Here is a 16,878-nt window from a genome sequence, read left to right as displayed (position 1 = left end):
ATGAATTTTAATTAGCTGTATTTTTGCATGTTTGACTTGATCACAAGAAGCGCCATCTTATAGTCCTGCCGATCCATCATCCCTGACTCATACAGAGATCGCACTTCTTCCTCCATCAGTTCCAGGTCCGCGAGGCGATGGCCTGTATAAATGAAGATGCCAAACCTTTTTAATAGCTGCTGTACGTCGTATAGCGTTTTCATTTTATCACCCTGCTTATTATAGCAGAGACTGACGAAAAAAACCGCTGAAAAGACAGCGGTTTCTTTCGCTTTTTATGCAAGTTCCGATTGTACGTAATGAAGGAGCAAATTTGCCGTATGGCGAAGCGAGCTCACATGGGTGCGCTCATAGGCATGGGAATCGGCAATTCCTGCCCCGACAAGTCCATGCTTGATATCAAAGCCTGCCTTGATTGCCGCCGAAGCATCGGAACCATAATAAGGATAGATGTCCACGCGGTAATCGACACTGTGTTCCTGAGCAAGCTTCACCAAATGTTTGCGCAGTTCGTAGTGGTAAGGGCCGCTTGAATCTTTCGCACAAATGGAAACACTGTACTCGTCGGTGGATTGTCCGTCTCCAATGGCGCCCATGTCAACCGCGATGTATTCTACTGTCTCTTCTGTGATATTGGAATTGCCTCCATAACCGATCTCTTCATTGTTGGAGATCAGTAAATTAACAGTATAAGGAAGTTCGATGTTGTTGTCTTTGATCAGCTTGATGAGGTGCATGAGGATGCCGACACTGGCTTTGTCATCCAGATGCCTGGATTTAATAAACCCGCTTTCCGTGATTTCCACACGCGGTTCGAAAGAAACAAAATCTCCTACAGATATGCCGAGCTTTTCTGTTTCTTCTTTTGTTTTTACTACTTCATCAATCCGCACTTCGATATTTTGCTCATCGCGCTTCGCATCGCCGGCATCTTTATACACATGGACCGAGGTCTGATGCATGAGGATGGTACCTGTATACGTTTTTCCGTCTGCTGTATGAATCTTGCAATATTCACCTTCCACAGCATTCCAACGGAAACCGCCGATCATCGTGAGCTTCAGTCGCCCGCTGCTTTTGATTTCCTTCACCATCGCTCCAAGCGTATCTACATGAGCCGTCAGCAGACGATGCTTGCTGTCGTCTTTTCCTTTCAGGGTGGCTATCAATCCCCCTTTATGGTTCAGGTAAAACGGCACATTTTCTTTCTTGAGAAAATCACTGACATAGGAAATGGCATCCCCTGTAAAGCCTGAAGGGCTTGGAATGCTGACCAGATCCTTAATGTTCTGTACAATTTCTTGTTCATTAATCATTAAATGCCTCTCTCCTATCTAATTCTTCTTTTAACGATTTCTTTTCGTTCCTCTCATTTCCTTCTTCTTTCTTTAACGTTTGCTGCATACACATGGAACAACAGTCTGTCCAACGGGGTGGTTATAAGATGAAAATGAGAAATTGGCTCGGCATTGTTCTTCCTGCATTTTTCGCAATCCTCTTTTTTATGTATCTTTTTGGCAAAGAACCTGTAAAAGAAAGCATCATTTTCTTTCCGATTGATAATCAGGTCTATTTTACAAAAGCCAATACAAGCGTGCATTTGAGCGGTTCCACCCCTGAAAACTATACTCTTCAGTGGAACGTGGCTTCTGAAACCAATCAGCCGGTCTATCTTCGTCAGGATATCTCCCTGTTGTATGGCAACGGCGTCCTGGCCAGCACCATGAATAAATGGAAACAGGATACCAAAAGCATCGAAGAATCCAAAAAGGTGTCCGGACGAAATGAACGGCTGTCCCAGAGCGTCAGTTTTCATTATGCCGAAATCCACAAAAATGAAAACACGTATCGAAGTGCCCAGGACATGAGCGGACAAAGTATGTACATCTATCAAAAGGGAGCTTCCTTCGCGTCGTTCCAAAAGCCACAAACACAGGCAGAACGGACTGCGAAAACTAAGCTGGATGTTAAAACCTACTCTTATCTGCAAAAAACATGGAACGGCGCAAAACAATTTTACAATGTAACCGGTGCAAATTACTACTCTGTTGCTCTCGCAGACCTGCCTCAATACCAAAAGAAGCCTCTCCCCGGCTTTACACAGGACCAAACCAATAAGATTATTGGAAACTTGTGGGAAGGGCTCTACAAAAATTATTTTCTCGGGGTGAAGAAAAGCAACGGCCAAAAGGTCAGCCCGGTCGGCAGCAGTATGCCGCTGATTATGTTCAGTAAAGACAAAACCCATCTGATGGTGTTGTTTAAACTGAAGGATGGGGAATTCATCCAGCTTATTCAATATACGAGATAAGAAGTTTGTGCAGTTGACAAATGGAGAAGGCTGCATGTAGGGCATTCTCTGTTTTTGCATTCTGGGTTGTCATCCAGATGGCCTCCCATCCCGCTTTTTTGGCGGGCAGGATATCAAGCTCCCACGTGTCACCCACGTACAAGGGATGTTTGCAGCCGGATTGCTTTTGAACAAGGGAGAAAATCTTGGGATCTGGTTTTTTTAATGGCATCGTATCCGAAATAAAAACCGTTTCGGAAGATATCCAGTGATCAAGTGATAAAGCCTTTATTTTTTTCTTCTGTAGCACCTCTTCCCCGTTGGTAATGATCCCCGTAAGGATCTGGTGGTCCTTTAATGCTTGAAGCAGCCCATCCATACCGGCGAAAAGCACACAATAGGAAGAAATATAATGGCGAAGAAGTTGTTCAAACGAGAGGGCATCTCTGGAAACTGATAACAGCCCGCACTCCTTTAAAGAGTGTAAAAATCTCTTTTTCTGATAAGCGGACCGTGAAAGTTGACCGTTTTCATACTCTCCCCAGAACCGGTCACAGCAAGATTTAAAGCGCCGGAACCATTGTTCGGCGCTTGTTGCTGCCTCTCCAGTAATGTTCCCTTCTTTCCAGAGTTCTGTAAAGCTTTGAAGAGCAGCTAGCCGGAATGCCCGTTCATAATCATATAGCGTATTATCCAAATCAAAAAAGACAGCATCCACTTTCATGACGATAAAAGAAGAGGCGCAAAAAAGCGCCTCAAAACATTTCTTTCATAAATTTATCACGGACACCTGGAAACGACATCATTTTGCCAACCGCCACACGCCGGATCAGTGGCACTCCAAGTATGACGTTCAGCAGCCGGTATCGATATTGATAACCAATCAGAACCAAAGCAACAAAAAGGACAAGCTTGATGAAAAATCTGGTCACAGAACATTCCTCCTTGTCCTTACTTTTTGCATAGATACCTGAAATTATTCGAATCGCCCGTTTTCGATATATTGCTTGTACTCATCAGCCGTGTTGATGTTGATAAACATCTCCTGAGGAAGATCATAATCCTCTGCCTCAACAAAAATGGTATTCACCGACTGCAGCAAGCCGTACATGCTTCGCCTTTCCTCCAAAAGCAGCCGCACAATGTGACTCTTGCAGCTTTTATGATAGATGGCGGCGAGCGGTTGATTTCTGCCTGCGGCCACAGGAACAACAGCCTGGGTTCCCGGTTTCTGATCTGCTATGGAGAACAGCTTCTCAAACAGGAGGGGCATAACAAACGGCATATCACAGGTCGCGACCGCATACCAATCCGACTCCTCTCCGCTTTCCATCCCCGAAAGAATTCCAGCAAGTGGCCCTTGACCCTGATACTGGGGAAAGTCGAATATTAATTTTGCATCTGCATGCTTCATTCGGTCCGATATGTCACTCCGTGATACGATGACAACCTGATCCGTTATTTGTTTCAAACAACCAACCGCAAGTTCATAAAAATACCTATCTTTATACCTTGCGAACGCTTTATGAAACGGAAAACGCGTCGATCCGCCCCCTGCCAGCACAATGCCTGTCCTGTGTAGCTTCCTTAAAGAACCCAAAACATCATCACCCCTGCCGCGACACCTGCCAGCGTGCTCGAAATAAAATTGACCGTGTTATTGTTGACCGAAGACCAGCCCTTGATTTGTTCAGTTGGTACCCCGCAATGTATGTGCACTTCAACTTCAGCTCCGCATACTGGACAGCGAAAGCCAAGCTGCACCGTGCCTCCAATAATAGTATCGAGTATATTACCGAGGAATCCTCCTAAAAAAGTTATAAGGAAAACATAAAAAGCCCATTTGCCTTCAAAAAACAACAAAGCACCTGTGACACTGATTAAGAGCGAGCCCAACGCAGCCGCTGTCAGTCCGAGTGCAGAAACAGCTCCTGATATTCCCCGTTCCACCCGGGTTCTGCGCAAGATATGATACGGCTCACCTTTTGAAAGAACACCAACTTCTGAAGCCCACGTATCAGCAGCCGCTTCTCCCAGACTGGCAATAAACAGGGCAAGCCAGAAAGGATGTGAAAAAAACAGAAAACCTGCACCCGCCAGAAACGCAGCCCCTCCGTTGGCAAAGACCTGTCCTGCATTTCTTCCCTTTGATTCAACCGACAAAGTGCGCAGCTTCTTCTTTTTCTCTTTTCCCCATTTGCTCAATAATGATGAGCTGATAAAGAACAACAGCAATAAACCCAAGCCCCGATATCCAAAAGCCGCGCAAACCACTACGCCAATCCCCCAGCTCGAAAATGCACCACCCAGTGTCAGCATCCGAATCTTATAAGCAATCGCGACAAACAAGGCGAGAACCACCATAAAAAGGGCAAAAGCCATCACCTTCCGTCCTTCTTGAGGCCTTTATCCGTAATAATGTACTCCACAGGTATATCAAACGGTTCAACCGGAATACTGTTCATATACTGAATATCAAAGGCAAGTGAAACGGTTGTGCCATGGTAACCGGAGAGATACCGGTCATAAAAACCACCCCCAAATCCAATGCGGTAGCCTTCGGGATTAAAAATCAATCCAGGAACAACCATAAGATCCATATCCTCCGGCGGTGTAAGTTCTGTTATGCCCATGATTGGTTCATAAAGATCCATATAGACATTTTCAAGTTCCTGGAACGATGTAATCCGATGAAAATCCATCAGCCGTTCACCGACCGTACTGCACTTTGGCACACTCACCTTTTTTTCATCATCCCATGCTTTTTGTATGATCTGTTTCGTATCCACTTCAAACCCTCTGGAAACCGTAATTCCAATATGCTTTGCGTTTTTCCATACCGGCAGGCTGAACAAATGCTGAGCGATATCTCCGCTTTTTCTTTTATGTACGGCCGGATCGAATGAAAGGAGTTGATCCTTCATCATTTTGCGCAATTCCTTTTTTGTTTCCATGAGCAGCTCCTCTTATGTGTGATTAATATTCTTATTTTACCAGGGTCCGCGCCATGAAAAAAGCCGCCAGTCTTCCATAAGGAATGTGGCGGCCTTTCGTACATTACTTCGTTTCACGGTGCAATGTGTATCTTTTTAGTCGTGGGCTGTATTTTTTAAGCTCCAGACGCTCTGGGTTATTACGCTTGTTTTTCTTAGTGATGTAATTGCGATCACCAGTCTCAGTGCAAGCAAGAGTGATGTTTACACGCATGTATTTTCCCTCCAAACCTTAACCATTACAAAAATGGTGTACTGCTTTGATTGATTTGTTTCCAAATTAATTCATACTTTAATATAATAGCAGACACAGTCAATTTCAGCAAGTGGTATTTATTGAAGACGTTCATAAGCTTTCATGTAATCCACGACCACATCAGCAAACGTGGCGTGAGACCAGGTCAGCGGTGCCACTGAGAGCGGATCACCGGTAAAAGGATGCAGTTGTTCGGGAAGAACTCCACTCGTAAACGCATGGTCAGCGACCCAATCAAGATAGTGCCGGCATTCCTGCAATTCTGATAAACTCTGTGCCGTATAGATCTTCCACTTTGCCAGCCAAAGAGTGCAGATGATCCATGGATTACCGGGAACTTTATCCACCTCATGGGTTTGCTGGAAATAATAATCGTTAAAATAACGGGCAACACCGCCGACATCCGTTTTGATATAGAGCTCACGCTCAATCGCTTCCATGGTGGAACGGATGCGCGGATCATCCGGAGAAAACACCCCAAAGGCAAACAAGCCGTAAATGCTGCTTTCAATCGTATAATCTTTTTTGATTTCGCGCGTTTCTTCATCAAGGTAGATGCCGCGCAGGAACCGGCCCGCCTCTTCATCATACAGATGCGCCTCTATCCCTTTTTTCACGCGCTCGGCACCCGTTTTATAACGAGCTGCCCGGTCATCCTCCCCAAATAAAAGAGCAAAATTATGGGCAGCCATCAAACCGCCGTAAACACCCGCACATGTAAAAGAAAAAATGCCTCGTCTTTCTTCCCAAAGATCGTACGAAGGGTTTGGCAAGTCCAGCGCTGCATCCATGAATCCCAGCAAAAAGCGGGCTCCTGGTCTGACCAGCGACCGGTAAAGTGATTGTGCAAACTCGATGTCCCCCGTCTCTTTGTAATGCTCCCAGAACGCCCATAATACGAGAGCTGTTTCATCCTCCTGGATGGGCAGCTGCTCTTTGCCATTCTTTGCGATGGTAGGATGCCAGCTGGAACCAATGGAACCGTCCGGATTGTATTTATGATGCAAATAGCCTTCCTTTGTCAGGACATCGGAACACCTTCGATAGAAGTTTTTCACCATTCCCTGGTAACCGGACTTGGCGATCGCCGCCGCAACAAGCGCCCCGTCCCTCGGCCACATATAGCTGTAATGGTCCCGGTTATATTGCTGGATATCAGAATCATTTGCAGCCATGATATAGCCATTCTCATTGGTTTGTGTCCGTACCACAAGAAGGCTTCGTTTATAGAGGGAGAGAATCTCATCGCTCAGGTCGGTTTCAGGAAAGTGAGACTTGTTTGCCCACCTTCGCCAGTAGATTAAAATTTTATCTATCGTTAAAGAAGGACCGATTTCCTGGACATAGTCATTCAGGGCAACCACTTCTTCGCGGTTGCGGCCGATCGTCATCCAATAAAAGGCTTCAACCGTCTGCTCGCCGCCTACCGTATGCTCCACGGAAAAGGTGCTGTCGACAGACCCCTGTGCAATAGGATTGATATGAAGAGAGCCGTCCTCCGCATCCTTCCATGTTCCTTCTGCACTTTGAAACCGTTTAATCCCGGTCGTATACTGCGAGATGCCGTTGTTGCCAAAAAGGGCGTTAAACAAAAAGTAGCGGTTCTTTTTATAGTGGACGATGGATTGTGAATCAGGGGCAAAATAGGCCGTGTCGCCGACCTCTGTTTCATAAATATTAAGATCCTGGTGAAAAAACAGCCTGATCTTTTTTTCGTGAGGTGTGGTATTCGTCACTTTAATTCTTCGAATAAAAATGTTTTCACGCTGATGAACTCCGTCCTCAAAAACAAGACGGAGGCCCATCTGCTTGTTTTCTGCTGTACAGCAGGTCACAAGAGAATCTTTATGATAATCATTGTGAATCGACCAAGATTCAGAGGAAAGCCAGGAGAATTGGCCGTCTGACCAAATCCCCACTCTGTTGGCATGTCCTTGTACGTGATTTTGTTGTCCGACATATGGGTAATAGATATCTCTGATCTGAAGGTGCCGATCGATGTTAACGAGAATCTTGCCGTTTCCGGCCACAAGCTCCCTTGGCATATGGGATCAGACCTGCTGGTACTGCCGGATTTTATTAATAAATTCCGCTGCAGCTTCCTTCGCTTGATCCATATCTGATCCTTGGGAATAGACGGTAAAGATCGGCTGCTCTACATCCGGAAGGATCAGCGTCCAACCGCCCTCAGGATGAAAGACTTTAATCCCGTCGACCAGTTCTACATTATTATCCCGGATATCCTCCATTAACCGTCTCATGACTTTTCCTTTTTTATCCCATGGACAAGGTACGTATTCTCTTAACATATTCACATTAGGCAGCAAATCGACCAGTTCGGACAACGAAATTTGCTGGGTCGCCATCATCTCCAAAATGTGAATAAGCGCATATTGTGCATCGTATTGGAAGTTCATCACTCCGCTGCCCACTTCCATAATCGACCGTGGATTCGCTTTTGTACGGATGAGCCTTCCATTCAGACGACCGGCCAGGCTGTCAAGGTCAGATGAGCCATAAATCGGAATCGCCATTTCATTTTGTTTTCCTTCATAGAAGGTAACCAGAACATACAGAGACAGCATTGTTTCTTCATCAAGCAGCTTTCCGGATTCAGTGATCAAGCTGAGTGTTTCTCCGGCTTCTCCAACGAGAATTCCAAGATTGGCATTGGTCACTCGTACGAATGATGCCATTTCCTCTGCTCCTGTCTGGGATGGTACGGTTAAAAATTCGCAGTCCAGCTTGTTGAAAAGAATCGGAATAAAACTTAAATATGGCTGGTGGTTGTAGTTTACGACAATTCGAAATTTGGAATTTTTGATGCGCTTCGTGTTCACCGTGTGAAGGAGCGCTTCGATATATTCTTCATTTTTGAAATTGTTGTGTGTCCCCTTTCCGATCATATCAAAGGCTGCACGGCGATAATCTTCCTGCCAATAAGCGTTTTCAATCTTTCTCTCGAGATCAGGGTGGATGGGAAGGCCTTTATGATCATAAAATTCAATGAACACTTGCTTCTCTCCGCCTCTGTTAGAGAACCGGATGTATACGCCGCCTTGCAGGTTGTCTTCTTCAATCGCAAATCTCACAACAGGAGCTACGGTCGGGCTGGTGTCGCATGTGTTAATTCCTGAAGACAAAAGCCCCTGAATGAATGCCCCTTTGATCAGTTCGGAAAAAGAATGGGAATCGCTTGCGATGGCGATATGGCATCCGTGGGGAAGCACTGCGCCATAAGCTGAAGCAAGTCTTGCAATATAATCTGGTGTAATTTCAACGTTGGCAATTCCGGAAACCCCGCGTCCGCCGAATAGCGATTTAGTGGCTTTTCGTCCCCAAATCAAAGATGTATGAACGAGTGCCTCATCATAAATTTCTTTTTCTGGCCAAATCTTCACTTCCGGTTTTAATGTGGAGCGTTTTCCGATTTTGCAGTGGTTTCCAACAACTGCATGCTCATAAATGGTCGCTCCCTGTTCAACCATGATGCCATTGGCCAGCGTGGCGCCTCTAAGCTCACAGTCTGAACCCACATACACATCATGCCAGAGAATGCTCTTCTTCAAGGATGCATGGGAGGATATCACATTGTTTCGGCCGATAACAGTGTAGCTTTTTACATCTGCACCTGAACGGATAACCGCTCCGTCTGCTATATGAACCGGGCTTTCCAGCTTCGCTCCGTCCTCAATGACCACATTGTTTCCTACCCAGATTCCTTTATCGATTTCGTGCCCCGAAAATGGCAGGTTAACCTCTCCATCCAGCATGTCGCGGTGAGACTGGCGGTATTGCTGCAGGCTGCCAATATCGGACCAGTATCCATCAGCAGGGAATCCGTACAATGGACGCCCTTCTTTCATGAGAAGAGGGAATAAGTCTTTACTGAAATCTGTTTGTACATCCTTATCCATATAGTTAAAGATCTCCGGCTCGAGAACATAAATTCCGGTGTTGACTGTATCACTGAAAACCTCGCTCCAGCTTGGTTTTTCAAGGAAGCGGATGATTTCTCCATCCTGATTGGTCATAATAACGCCGTATTCCAGCGGAGATTCCACCTGTTTCATAAAAATAGTCACGAGTGAATCCTTTTCAGCATGATAATTGATGCCTTTGGATAGATCAAAGTCGGTTAATGCGTCACCGCTGATTACAATAAAGCGCTCGTCCAAAAACTCCTCGGCATTTTTAATACTGCCTGCAGTTCCGAGTGGAGTGGTTTCCTCAAAATAATGAAGATTCACCCCAAAATCACTGCCATCGCCAAAATAATTTTTGATCGCTTCTGGCATATAGTGAAGCGTGACAGCAATGTCCGTGATGCCATATTTTTTTAGTAATTCAATACTATACTCCATAACAGGCTTATGAAGCAGCGGCACCATTGGTTTTGGTAAGTTACAAGTTAACGGACGAAGACGGGTTCCCTTTCCCCCAGCCATTATTACACCTTTCATTTAGACACAGCCCCTTATACCGGATTTTTTTGTAAACATTGTTGATACAATGCGCTAGTTTGTTGAGCAATTTTATTCCAGTTAAAAACAGTTTCCGCTTCTCTTTTGCCGTTGCTGGCGAGAGTAAGCCTCAGATGTTCATTTCGAGCAAGCGAGAGGACTGCCCATGCTAGGCTTTCTGCATTACCCGGATAGATTTTCAATCCGGTTTCTTCATGCCGGACAATGTCTTTCAAGCCGCCTGTGTCTGAAACAACGGTTGCTTTTCCTGCAGCCATTCCCTCCAGTGCCACAATGCCAAAAGGTTCATACAAACTTGGGAACAATGCGATATCACATTCAGACAGCAGCCGATTGCGGTCTTCATCCGACACAAAACCGCTGAAGGTGACAGTGCCTTCCAGTCCTTCCTGATGAACCCGGCTGCGGTATTCATCAAGCATCGGCCCTTTGCCGGCAATGATAAATTTGATATTTTGATTTTGCTGCCTGATCAGATGAGCCGCATCAATGATGGTCTGAAACCCTTTTTCTTTTACGACACGGCCGACGGAAAAGACAAGCACTTCATGCGGTTCCTTAAACCGGTAGCCGTCGGTCACTTCTTCCGTTTGTATTAATTCAGGATCGACCCCGTTTGGAAGAATCGTTATCTTATCCTCCGGAACGCTGAAGACGGTCGCCACTTCATCTTTCATGTATGGGCTGCAGACAATGACTTCGCTCGCTTCATAACAGAGCTCCCATTCCTTCTGATTGATCTCGTACTGAAGCGAATTATGAATGCCGTTGTTGCGCCCATGTTCCGTGGCATGGATGGTGGCAATTAACGGAATGTTCAGTTCATGCTTCAGACCCTTGGCCGCTACACAAACGAGCCAGTCGTGCGCATGGATGCAGTCAAAGTTAATTTTCTTTGCCAATTCCCTTCCCTGATCCGCGATGGCCAGATTCAAACTGCCTGTCCAATGGAAAAATTGATCAGTTTGTGGCTGATTGGATTGTACACGGTACACATGAATTCCCTGATTCACTTCGTAGGACGGGTAACCATCCACATGACAGGTGACAACGTGTACCTCCTGACCCTGTTTTACAAGCGTTTTGGCGAGATCGAATACGTGCCGGGCCAGTCCGCCGACAACCATTGGCGGGAACTCCCAAGAAAGCATTAAGACTTTTAATTTGTTTGTTTCAGAAACGGTGCTGTGATGTTGTTGGATATATTGGTCATGAGGAGTTTCAAAATAGCTGGTATCAATATCGTTTAAAAATGGAAAGTCCTGTTCAAATGCTTCTATTGATGCTGTGTCTTTAGGTGATTGGTTTAACATTTCTCTAATGATATGGAACCGTTCAATATGAGTGTTGAACCGCTCATTCGCATATTGTGCTGCCGTCTCATTGTCGACTATAAATGCCCAATCTGAACTTGCAGCAAGCATCCATTCCCGGATCATCTGCTTGAGGAAGCGTTTGGTTACCGGTGTCAGTGGCGAATGTGTAGCAGCTGCTGTAATGATTTCTCTTTCGCATTTATGCAAGTGGCGGTACATCCAGGCATTTTTTTCGTTCAGCCAGACTTCTCCGTACTCATTCCTGCCCCATGTCGAAAACGAGGCATGCACCGTTTGCAAGTCCTGATAATGACGGTTGATGAACGAAGCCGGCGTAATCCATTCCACCCTACCCTTGCAGGCTTCCTGAACAGCGGATATCCAGTCTGTTCCCTCATACCACCAGTGGCCGAATAACTCTGCGTCAAAAGGAGCAGTAATGAGATGCGGAGGATAGCATTCTTCTTCTTTTTCGCTGAGCGTATGTTCCAGTGTTTGAACAAAATGCTCCGCATGCTGCTGCACTTTTCCTTCCGCCCATTCGCGAACATAAATTTGCTTTTGTTCCACAGACCCCGTGATCCTGTGATATTTCAAGCCAGTGTCAATCCTGATTCCCTCGGGGTGAATGTGAGGAAGGATGTAATCAAGATCCCTGTTATAAGCAATATCGCGGTAAAACTCCCGATAGTCAGGGTCTCCAGGGTATCCGTCAACTGAACTCCATACTTTTCCTGATATTTCGCGGTTTCTTGGAAAGAGCGCGACGCCGTGCGGTGAGAATACGGGGGAACCAATACCTCTTGTCGCTTTTGGACTGCTGTTCAGGAGAGTTTGTTCATCTACAAACGTATATCTTATGCCTTTTTGATGGAGCAGTTTATCAATGCCAGGAGTATATGCACACTCAGGCAGCCAAAAGCCTTTTGGCAATTCACCGAAGTATTTCTTAAAAGTTTTGATTCCCATATCCACCTGCGCTTCCAGTGCTTCATGCGTTTGAATATAAGGCAAAAAGGCATGAGTTGCTGCAGTGGTAAAGCATTCAACCGCTCCACGCTGGTGATGATACTTAAATCCATCGAGCAGATTCTGATTCCATTTGAAGAACGTCTCTCGGATTTTCTCATAACGGTCGCTGTAAAACCGAATCACTTCAGTTTCTTCTTGATCCAGGGATCGAAGCTTTTCTTTTTTGATTAAATGATCGGTGCTGTCCAAATACTCCAGATATCTTCGTTGAAGCACAGGATCTGACAGCATCTCCATTACTGGGGGAGAAAAGGAAATACTCCACGTAAAACCTTCAGGCTGGCGGTCCAGCGCCCAAAGCAACGGGATGTAGGTTTCTGTCATTGCTTCAAATACCCATCGCTCTTCCAGGCGGTTGGCTTCCTTATGCTTAACGTATGGAAGATGGGCATGCAGTATAAATGTGAAATATCCACTTTTCATAGGTTAAAAGCTCCTATCTGATTTTTTGATAGTATGAATAGCTGCTGAAATTCTCCATCCACTCCGGCTCATGTGCATTGCCGTTTTTCCAATTCACCACGTTTTGCATACGGTGATCGTTCGCAGCGTCTCTCGGGGTTTCAACAGGATTTGATCTCAATACGGTAAAGAAGCTTCCATCGAATGTTTGGGTGCCAATATCAACCACATACGTGCGGTCTGGTCCCAAATGCTGCAAAAACCAATTGTTCGTCATTTCCGGAAGGTCAATTTCAAAGCTGCGATGAGAGTTATGTCCTTGGAAGATGATATCTGTAACATCGTAGATTTTCATCTTTTTGGGAAGACGGCTCCAGCTGGTTCGGAAATGATGCTCTACCATTTGTCGCTTCATGGCTGAAATGCTCCAGTACACAAAAATACTCGTGGGGGACTGCACCATTGCAAATAGAGTATCTTCGTCAAATTCATACGGCATTATCCAATGAATCTTTGGCTGTTCTACAATATTTTCCCTCGGTTCATCTGGCTTTTCCTGAACGGTGCTTCCCTTTTTACTGTTTGGCTCCATTGCTTTTCCAGCCTCCTGGCGGTATTTGTTCCACCGATATTGGACTTTGCCGATCGAGAGATTCATCCTGTCGGCAATCTGCTGAAGGGTCAGCCCTTTTTCCTTCATTTTGACAATTTCATTAATCATTTTCTTCACCCCGGTTTTTTGTCTCCAATGGCTTACCACTGCTACTAAAATACTTTTAAAAGCCTACCGATTTATTTGAAAATATCGTATCATTATGCATTTACTTTCACAATATACAGAATTTGTAGAATTTTGTTGGTTGCTTGTCCTGTCTGCGAAAATCAATAATGTAAATTTTTTGTAACCGCTTAAAATCACCTTATTCGACGAAATCAAGGGTTTAATTGACAAAATTCTACAAGAAACGCCCCATTTTCCTCTGCATGCTGGAGATACCGTCGAATTTCTCGTCGAAATACCGCAAAAAGTTTAACGATTTGGCGAAATATCTACATTTCAGCGGAATACTATGGTATAAAAAATAGGGGGCAGGTTAAACTTGAGGAGGTTTTATATGAATATCATTATTTTTTCCTTGTTGGCTTTAGGACTGATTCTTCTTGCCATCTCTTATCGCAAAGATAAAGGAAACAATCTGGAGGTCCAGCTGGAGAACTTTTCAATACAGATTTTAAAAGAAATGTACCAGCTAAAAAAGAAGCTAAAGGTCATTGAAGACGCAATGCCAACGCAAGATAAATCTAAATACTAAAATACTGGGGATTTGAGAATGACAAATACAACACTACGAGGTTTCGCTGCCGGATTGATTGTATCTTCCGGATTGATCGCAGGCGTATACTATTCACAAACGCCTCCCGAAAAGGAAGTAAAAGCGGAGTTAAACGACAGCACGGTCAATACATATTTACATTCAAAAAGTATGACAGCTATTACAACCGAAGAACTGCAGCGTCTGAAGGAAAACAGAGTGGGAGCGGCTCCCGCTCCGAAAGAACAGGACAACTCTGAAGAAGCAAAACAAGAGAAGCCAAAGGTTGTTAAAGCGACTCTTCATGTTACAAGAGGTATGAGCACTGGAGAGGTTTGTGACTTTCTCGAAAAAGAAAATATCATTAAAGACAGCAAGTCTTTCCTGAAATACTTGCGGAAAAACAAGCTTGAAGGCCAAGTCCGGTTTGGTACATTTAAAGTCAACAGCAGCATGGACTTTAAAAAACTGGCCGATGCCATCACATAACATTTATAAAACATTTAAAAAGGGAGCCTGCAGCGTGCAGGCTCCCTTCTTTGCATCTATTCGTTTAAACCGTAGCGCTTGCCTTTCACAAGGAAAATAATGCTTTCGGCAATATTTGTGGCATGGTCCGCTGTACGTTCGATATAACGGCACACAAACGACAGCTGCGTAATCTGGGCAAGAGATTCGGGATGCTTGGTCATCAATTCCAAAAGCTCCCTGATGATTTTTCCGTAGAGCTCATCAACGGAATCATCTGTATCAGCAAGATTCTTCGCCAATACCACATCTTCGTCCACATACGCTTTAATGGAATCGGTGAGCATGCCAATAGCAATTTCCGCCATCCGCGGGAGATCAACCAAAGGCTTAATTAGCGGCTTTTCTCCGATACGAATGGTCGATTTAGCGATATTCACTGCAAAATCAGCCATCCGTTCCACGTCGGAAGAGATTTTTATTGCCGCAATGATCCTGCGTAAATCAGAGGCAACCGGTGCCTGCTTGGCGATCAGCAGAATGGCTGCATCATTGATTTCATCCTCCAGCTGATTGATCCTCTGGTCATTCTCAATCACTTCAAGTGCTTTGTCTACATCCTGTTCTTTAAGAGCTTCAATGGATTCTTTTAATGCATGCTCAGTGAGTTCTCCGATTTCCACAAGCATCGCCTTTAATTCGTTCAACTGAAGCTGAAAATTTTCCCGTACAACCATCTGCTTGTCACTCCTCTAGTTTTTATCCAAATCGCCCTGTAACATAATCTTCAGTCCGCTTGTCAGAAGGAGCCGAAAAGATCTTGTCTGTCTGATCATATTCGATCAACTCACCCATCAGGAAGAAGGCTGTTCGGTCGGAAACACGCGCTGCCTGCTGCATGTTGTGCGTAACCATGACAATCGAATAATTTTTTTTCAGTTCAAGTGCCAGTTCCTCTATTTTAATGGTGGAAATGGGATCGAGTGCCGAAGTCGGCTCATCCATCAAAATGACATCCGGCTTTGTAGCGATGGCTCTCGCAATACATAGACGCTGCTGCTGTCCCCCTGACAGACCCAAAGCAGATGTATTCAGGCGATCCTTCACTTCATCCCATAAGAATACATCTCTTAATGAACGTTCTACAATTTCGTCCAATTTTCCTTTTTTCTTCATCCCATGGATTTTTGGCCCGTACGCCACATTTTCGTAAATGGATTTCGGAAACGGGTTGGCTTTTTGAAAAACCATCCCCACCTTTTTCCGCAAATCCACCAGATCCACCCTGTCATTCAGCAGATTCGTTTGTTCATAGTTAATTTCACCGGACATTCTTACACCGGGGATATTTTGAATCATCAAATTCAACGTTTTAATAAACGTAGATTTCCCACATCCCGAAGGTCCGATGATGGCTGTAATTTCGTTATTGTAAATCGTAAAGTCAATATCTTTTAGTGCAAGGTTCTTGCCGTACCATAAATTCAAATTTTTGATATCAAAAACCGCTTTTTCTGTTACTGGTGGTGTAGCTGTTGCTTGTCCCATTTTCATCCCCCTTATCCGAACCGTCCGGTAATGTAATCTTCCGTATCTTTTTTAGATGGATTGGTGAAAATTTTATCGGTCTTATCAAATTCCACTAGTACACCATTTAAGAAAAACGCAGTCTTATCCGATATACGTGAAGCCTGGTGCATGTTATGCGTCACGATGACAATCGTATACTCTTTTTTCAGTTCCATGATCAAGTCTTCAATTTTGGCATTGGAAATCGGATCGAGTGCAGAAGCAGGCTCATCGAGCAACAGAATATTCGGTTTCATGGCCAGTGTCCTGGCTATGCACAAACGCTGCTGCTGTCCTCCCGACAAAGAAAGCGCTGATTCGTGCAGCCTGTCTTTTACCTCATCCCACAATGCAGCTTTGCGTAAACTTTCTTCAACAATTCCATCCAGCTTTTTCTTGGAACGGATTCCGTTAAACTTTAGCGCATGAACGATATTGTTATAAATGGACTTTGGAAACGGATTTGGCTTTTGGAACACCATCCCAATTTCTTTTCGCAATGCCACAACATTGATGTCATCACCAATCAGGTTAACATCATCATACTGGATCTCTCCTGTGCTCCGAGCACCCGGAATAAGATCATTCATCCGATTGATTGAGCGCAGAAATGTGGATTTCCCGCACCCTGAGGGTCCGATCAATGCAGTAACCGCATTTTTTCCGATTGAAAAACTAACGTCTTTTACTGCATGGTTCTCACCGTAATAAATATTTAAATGCTTTACATCCAGAGCAGCCGGCTTCATCTCTGT

The 16,878-nt window shown here is 44.7% G+C and carries 18 protein-coding genes; 3 read left to right on the top strand and 15 right to left on the bottom strand.

Features of this window, described 5'->3' with window-relative positions:
- Positions 1 to 11: 11 nt before the first annotated feature.
- Together DMO16_RS01965 and DMO16_RS01960 are read right to left on the bottom strand one after the other, a co-directional pair.
- Positions 12 to 203 carry a YqgQ family protein gene (locus DMO16_RS01965; RefSeq protein ID WP_129475043.1) on the bottom strand — a complete coding sequence of 64 codons (192 nt, stop codon included), beginning with the start codon at positions 201 to 203 and terminating at the stop codon, positions 12 to 14.
- Between the two features lie 72 nt (positions 204 to 275).
- Complete coding sequence (locus tag DMO16_RS01960) at positions 276 to 1,316, bottom strand: M42 family metallopeptidase (protein ID WP_129475041.1); 1,041 nt, start codon at positions 1,314 to 1,316, stop codon at positions 276 to 278.
- 128 nt (positions 1,317 to 1,444) lie between these two features.
- Here DMO16_RS01960 and DMO16_RS01955 point away from each other — a divergent pair, with 128 nt between their 5' ends.
- Complete coding sequence (locus tag DMO16_RS01955; protein WP_061971049.1) at positions 1,445 to 2,311, top strand: hypothetical protein; 867 nt, start codon at positions 1,445 to 1,447, stop codon at positions 2,309 to 2,311.
- Here the strand turns inward: DMO16_RS01955 and DMO16_RS01950 are convergent.
- The 10 genes from DMO16_RS01950 to DMO16_RS01910 form a co-directional block, all read right to left on the bottom strand.
- A complete protein-coding gene (locus tag DMO16_RS01950) occupies positions 2,292 to 3,014 on the bottom strand; it encodes an HAD family hydrolase (RefSeq protein ID WP_129475039.1) in 723 nt (240 codons plus the stop codon). The two genes, DMO16_RS01955 and DMO16_RS01950, sit on opposite strands and share 20 nt — an antisense overlap.
- A gap of 31 nt (positions 3,015 to 3,045) precedes the next feature.
- On the bottom strand, positions 3,046 to 3,222 hold the full coding sequence (locus tag DMO16_RS24085) for a hypothetical protein (RefSeq protein ID WP_164988836.1): 177 nt from the start codon (positions 3,220 to 3,222) through the stop codon (positions 3,046 to 3,048).
- A 44-nt stretch (positions 3,223 to 3,266) separates the two neighbouring features.
- Complete coding sequence (locus tag DMO16_RS01945; RefSeq protein ID WP_129475037.1) at positions 3,267 to 3,890, bottom strand: molybdenum cofactor guanylyltransferase; 624 nt, start codon at positions 3,888 to 3,890, stop codon at positions 3,267 to 3,269.
- Entirely contained in the window at positions 3,878 to 4,672 is a 795-nt protein-coding gene (locus tag DMO16_RS01940; RefSeq protein WP_129475034.1) for a DUF92 domain-containing protein, read from the bottom strand. Before DMO16_RS01940 ends, DMO16_RS01945 begins: the two co-directional genes overlap by 13 nt.
- A complete protein-coding gene (locus tag DMO16_RS01935; protein ID WP_129475032.1) occupies positions 4,672 to 5,244 on the bottom strand; it encodes a 5-formyltetrahydrofolate cyclo-ligase in 573 nt (190 codons plus the stop codon). Before DMO16_RS01935 ends, DMO16_RS01940 begins: the two co-directional genes overlap by 1 nt.
- 103 nt (positions 5,245 to 5,347) lie before the next feature.
- Positions 5,348 to 5,497, bottom strand: coding sequence for a 50S ribosomal protein L33 (rpmG, locus tag DMO16_RS01930; RefSeq protein WP_061971060.1), 150 nt, complete (start codon positions 5,495 to 5,497; stop codon positions 5,348 to 5,350).
- Between the two features lie 119 nt (positions 5,498 to 5,616).
- Positions 5,617 to 7,584: a glycoside hydrolase family 15 protein gene (locus DMO16_RS01925; RefSeq protein WP_129475030.1), complete on the bottom strand. Its 1,968-nt coding sequence runs from the start codon at positions 7,582 to 7,584 to the stop codon at positions 5,617 to 5,619.
- Positions 7,585 to 7,590: 6 nt separating this feature from the next.
- Entirely contained in the window at positions 7,591 to 10,002 is a 2,412-nt protein-coding gene (locus tag DMO16_RS01920) for a sugar phosphate nucleotidyltransferase (protein WP_129475028.1), read from the bottom strand.
- Positions 10,003 to 10,016: 14 nt separating this feature from the next.
- Positions 10,017 to 12,794 carry a 1,4-alpha-glucan branching protein domain-containing protein gene (locus DMO16_RS01915; RefSeq protein WP_129475026.1) on the bottom strand — a complete coding sequence of 926 codons (2,778 nt, stop codon included), beginning with the start codon at positions 12,792 to 12,794 and terminating at the stop codon, positions 10,017 to 10,019.
- Between the two features lie 13 nt (positions 12,795 to 12,807).
- Complete coding sequence (locus DMO16_RS01910; RefSeq protein ID WP_129475024.1) at positions 12,808 to 13,494, bottom strand: DUF4912 domain-containing protein; 687 nt, start codon at positions 13,492 to 13,494, stop codon at positions 12,808 to 12,810.
- Positions 13,495 to 13,888: 394 nt separating this feature from the next.
- On the opposite strand from DMO16_RS01910, the gene DMO16_RS01905 reads away from it, so the two are divergent.
- Positions 13,889 to 14,086, top strand: coding sequence for a hypothetical protein (locus tag DMO16_RS01905; protein ID WP_061971073.1), 198 nt, complete (start codon positions 13,889 to 13,891; stop codon positions 14,084 to 14,086).
- 18 nt (positions 14,087 to 14,104) lie between these two features.
- Complete coding sequence (locus DMO16_RS01900) at positions 14,105 to 14,575, top strand: hypothetical protein (protein WP_129475022.1); 471 nt, start codon at positions 14,105 to 14,107, stop codon at positions 14,573 to 14,575.
- A gap of 56 nt (positions 14,576 to 14,631) precedes the next feature.
- On the opposite strand, the gene phoU is transcribed toward DMO16_RS01900, so the two are convergent.
- The 3 genes from phoU to pstB (DMO16_RS01885) are packed head-to-tail and all read right to left on the bottom strand — an operon-like array spanning position 14,632 to position 16,872.
- Complete coding sequence (gene phoU / locus DMO16_RS01895; protein WP_129475020.1) at positions 14,632 to 15,291, bottom strand: phosphate signaling complex protein PhoU; 660 nt, start codon at positions 15,289 to 15,291, stop codon at positions 14,632 to 14,634.
- A 22-nt stretch (positions 15,292 to 15,313) separates the two neighbouring features.
- Positions 15,314 to 16,102 (bottom strand): phosphate ABC transporter ATP-binding protein PstB, encoded by a 789-nt coding sequence (gene pstB / locus DMO16_RS01890; RefSeq protein WP_241840416.1) that lies wholly within the window; start codon positions 16,100 to 16,102, stop codon positions 15,314 to 15,316.
- 11 nt (positions 16,103 to 16,113) lie between these two features.
- Entirely contained in the window at positions 16,114 to 16,872 is a 759-nt protein-coding gene (gene pstB / locus DMO16_RS01885) for a phosphate ABC transporter ATP-binding protein PstB (protein ID WP_241840646.1), read from the bottom strand.
- Positions 16,873 to 16,878 lie beyond the last annotated feature (6 nt).

Origin of the sequence: Fictibacillus sp. S7 (assembly GCF_004127935.1) — a bacterium.
Taxonomy (GTDB): domain Bacteria; phylum Bacillota; class Bacilli; order Bacillales; family Fictibacillaceae; genus Fictibacillus_C; species Fictibacillus_C enclensis.
Note: the sequence above shows the minus strand (reverse complement) of the source record. Positions and strands in the feature narration are given on the sequence as shown.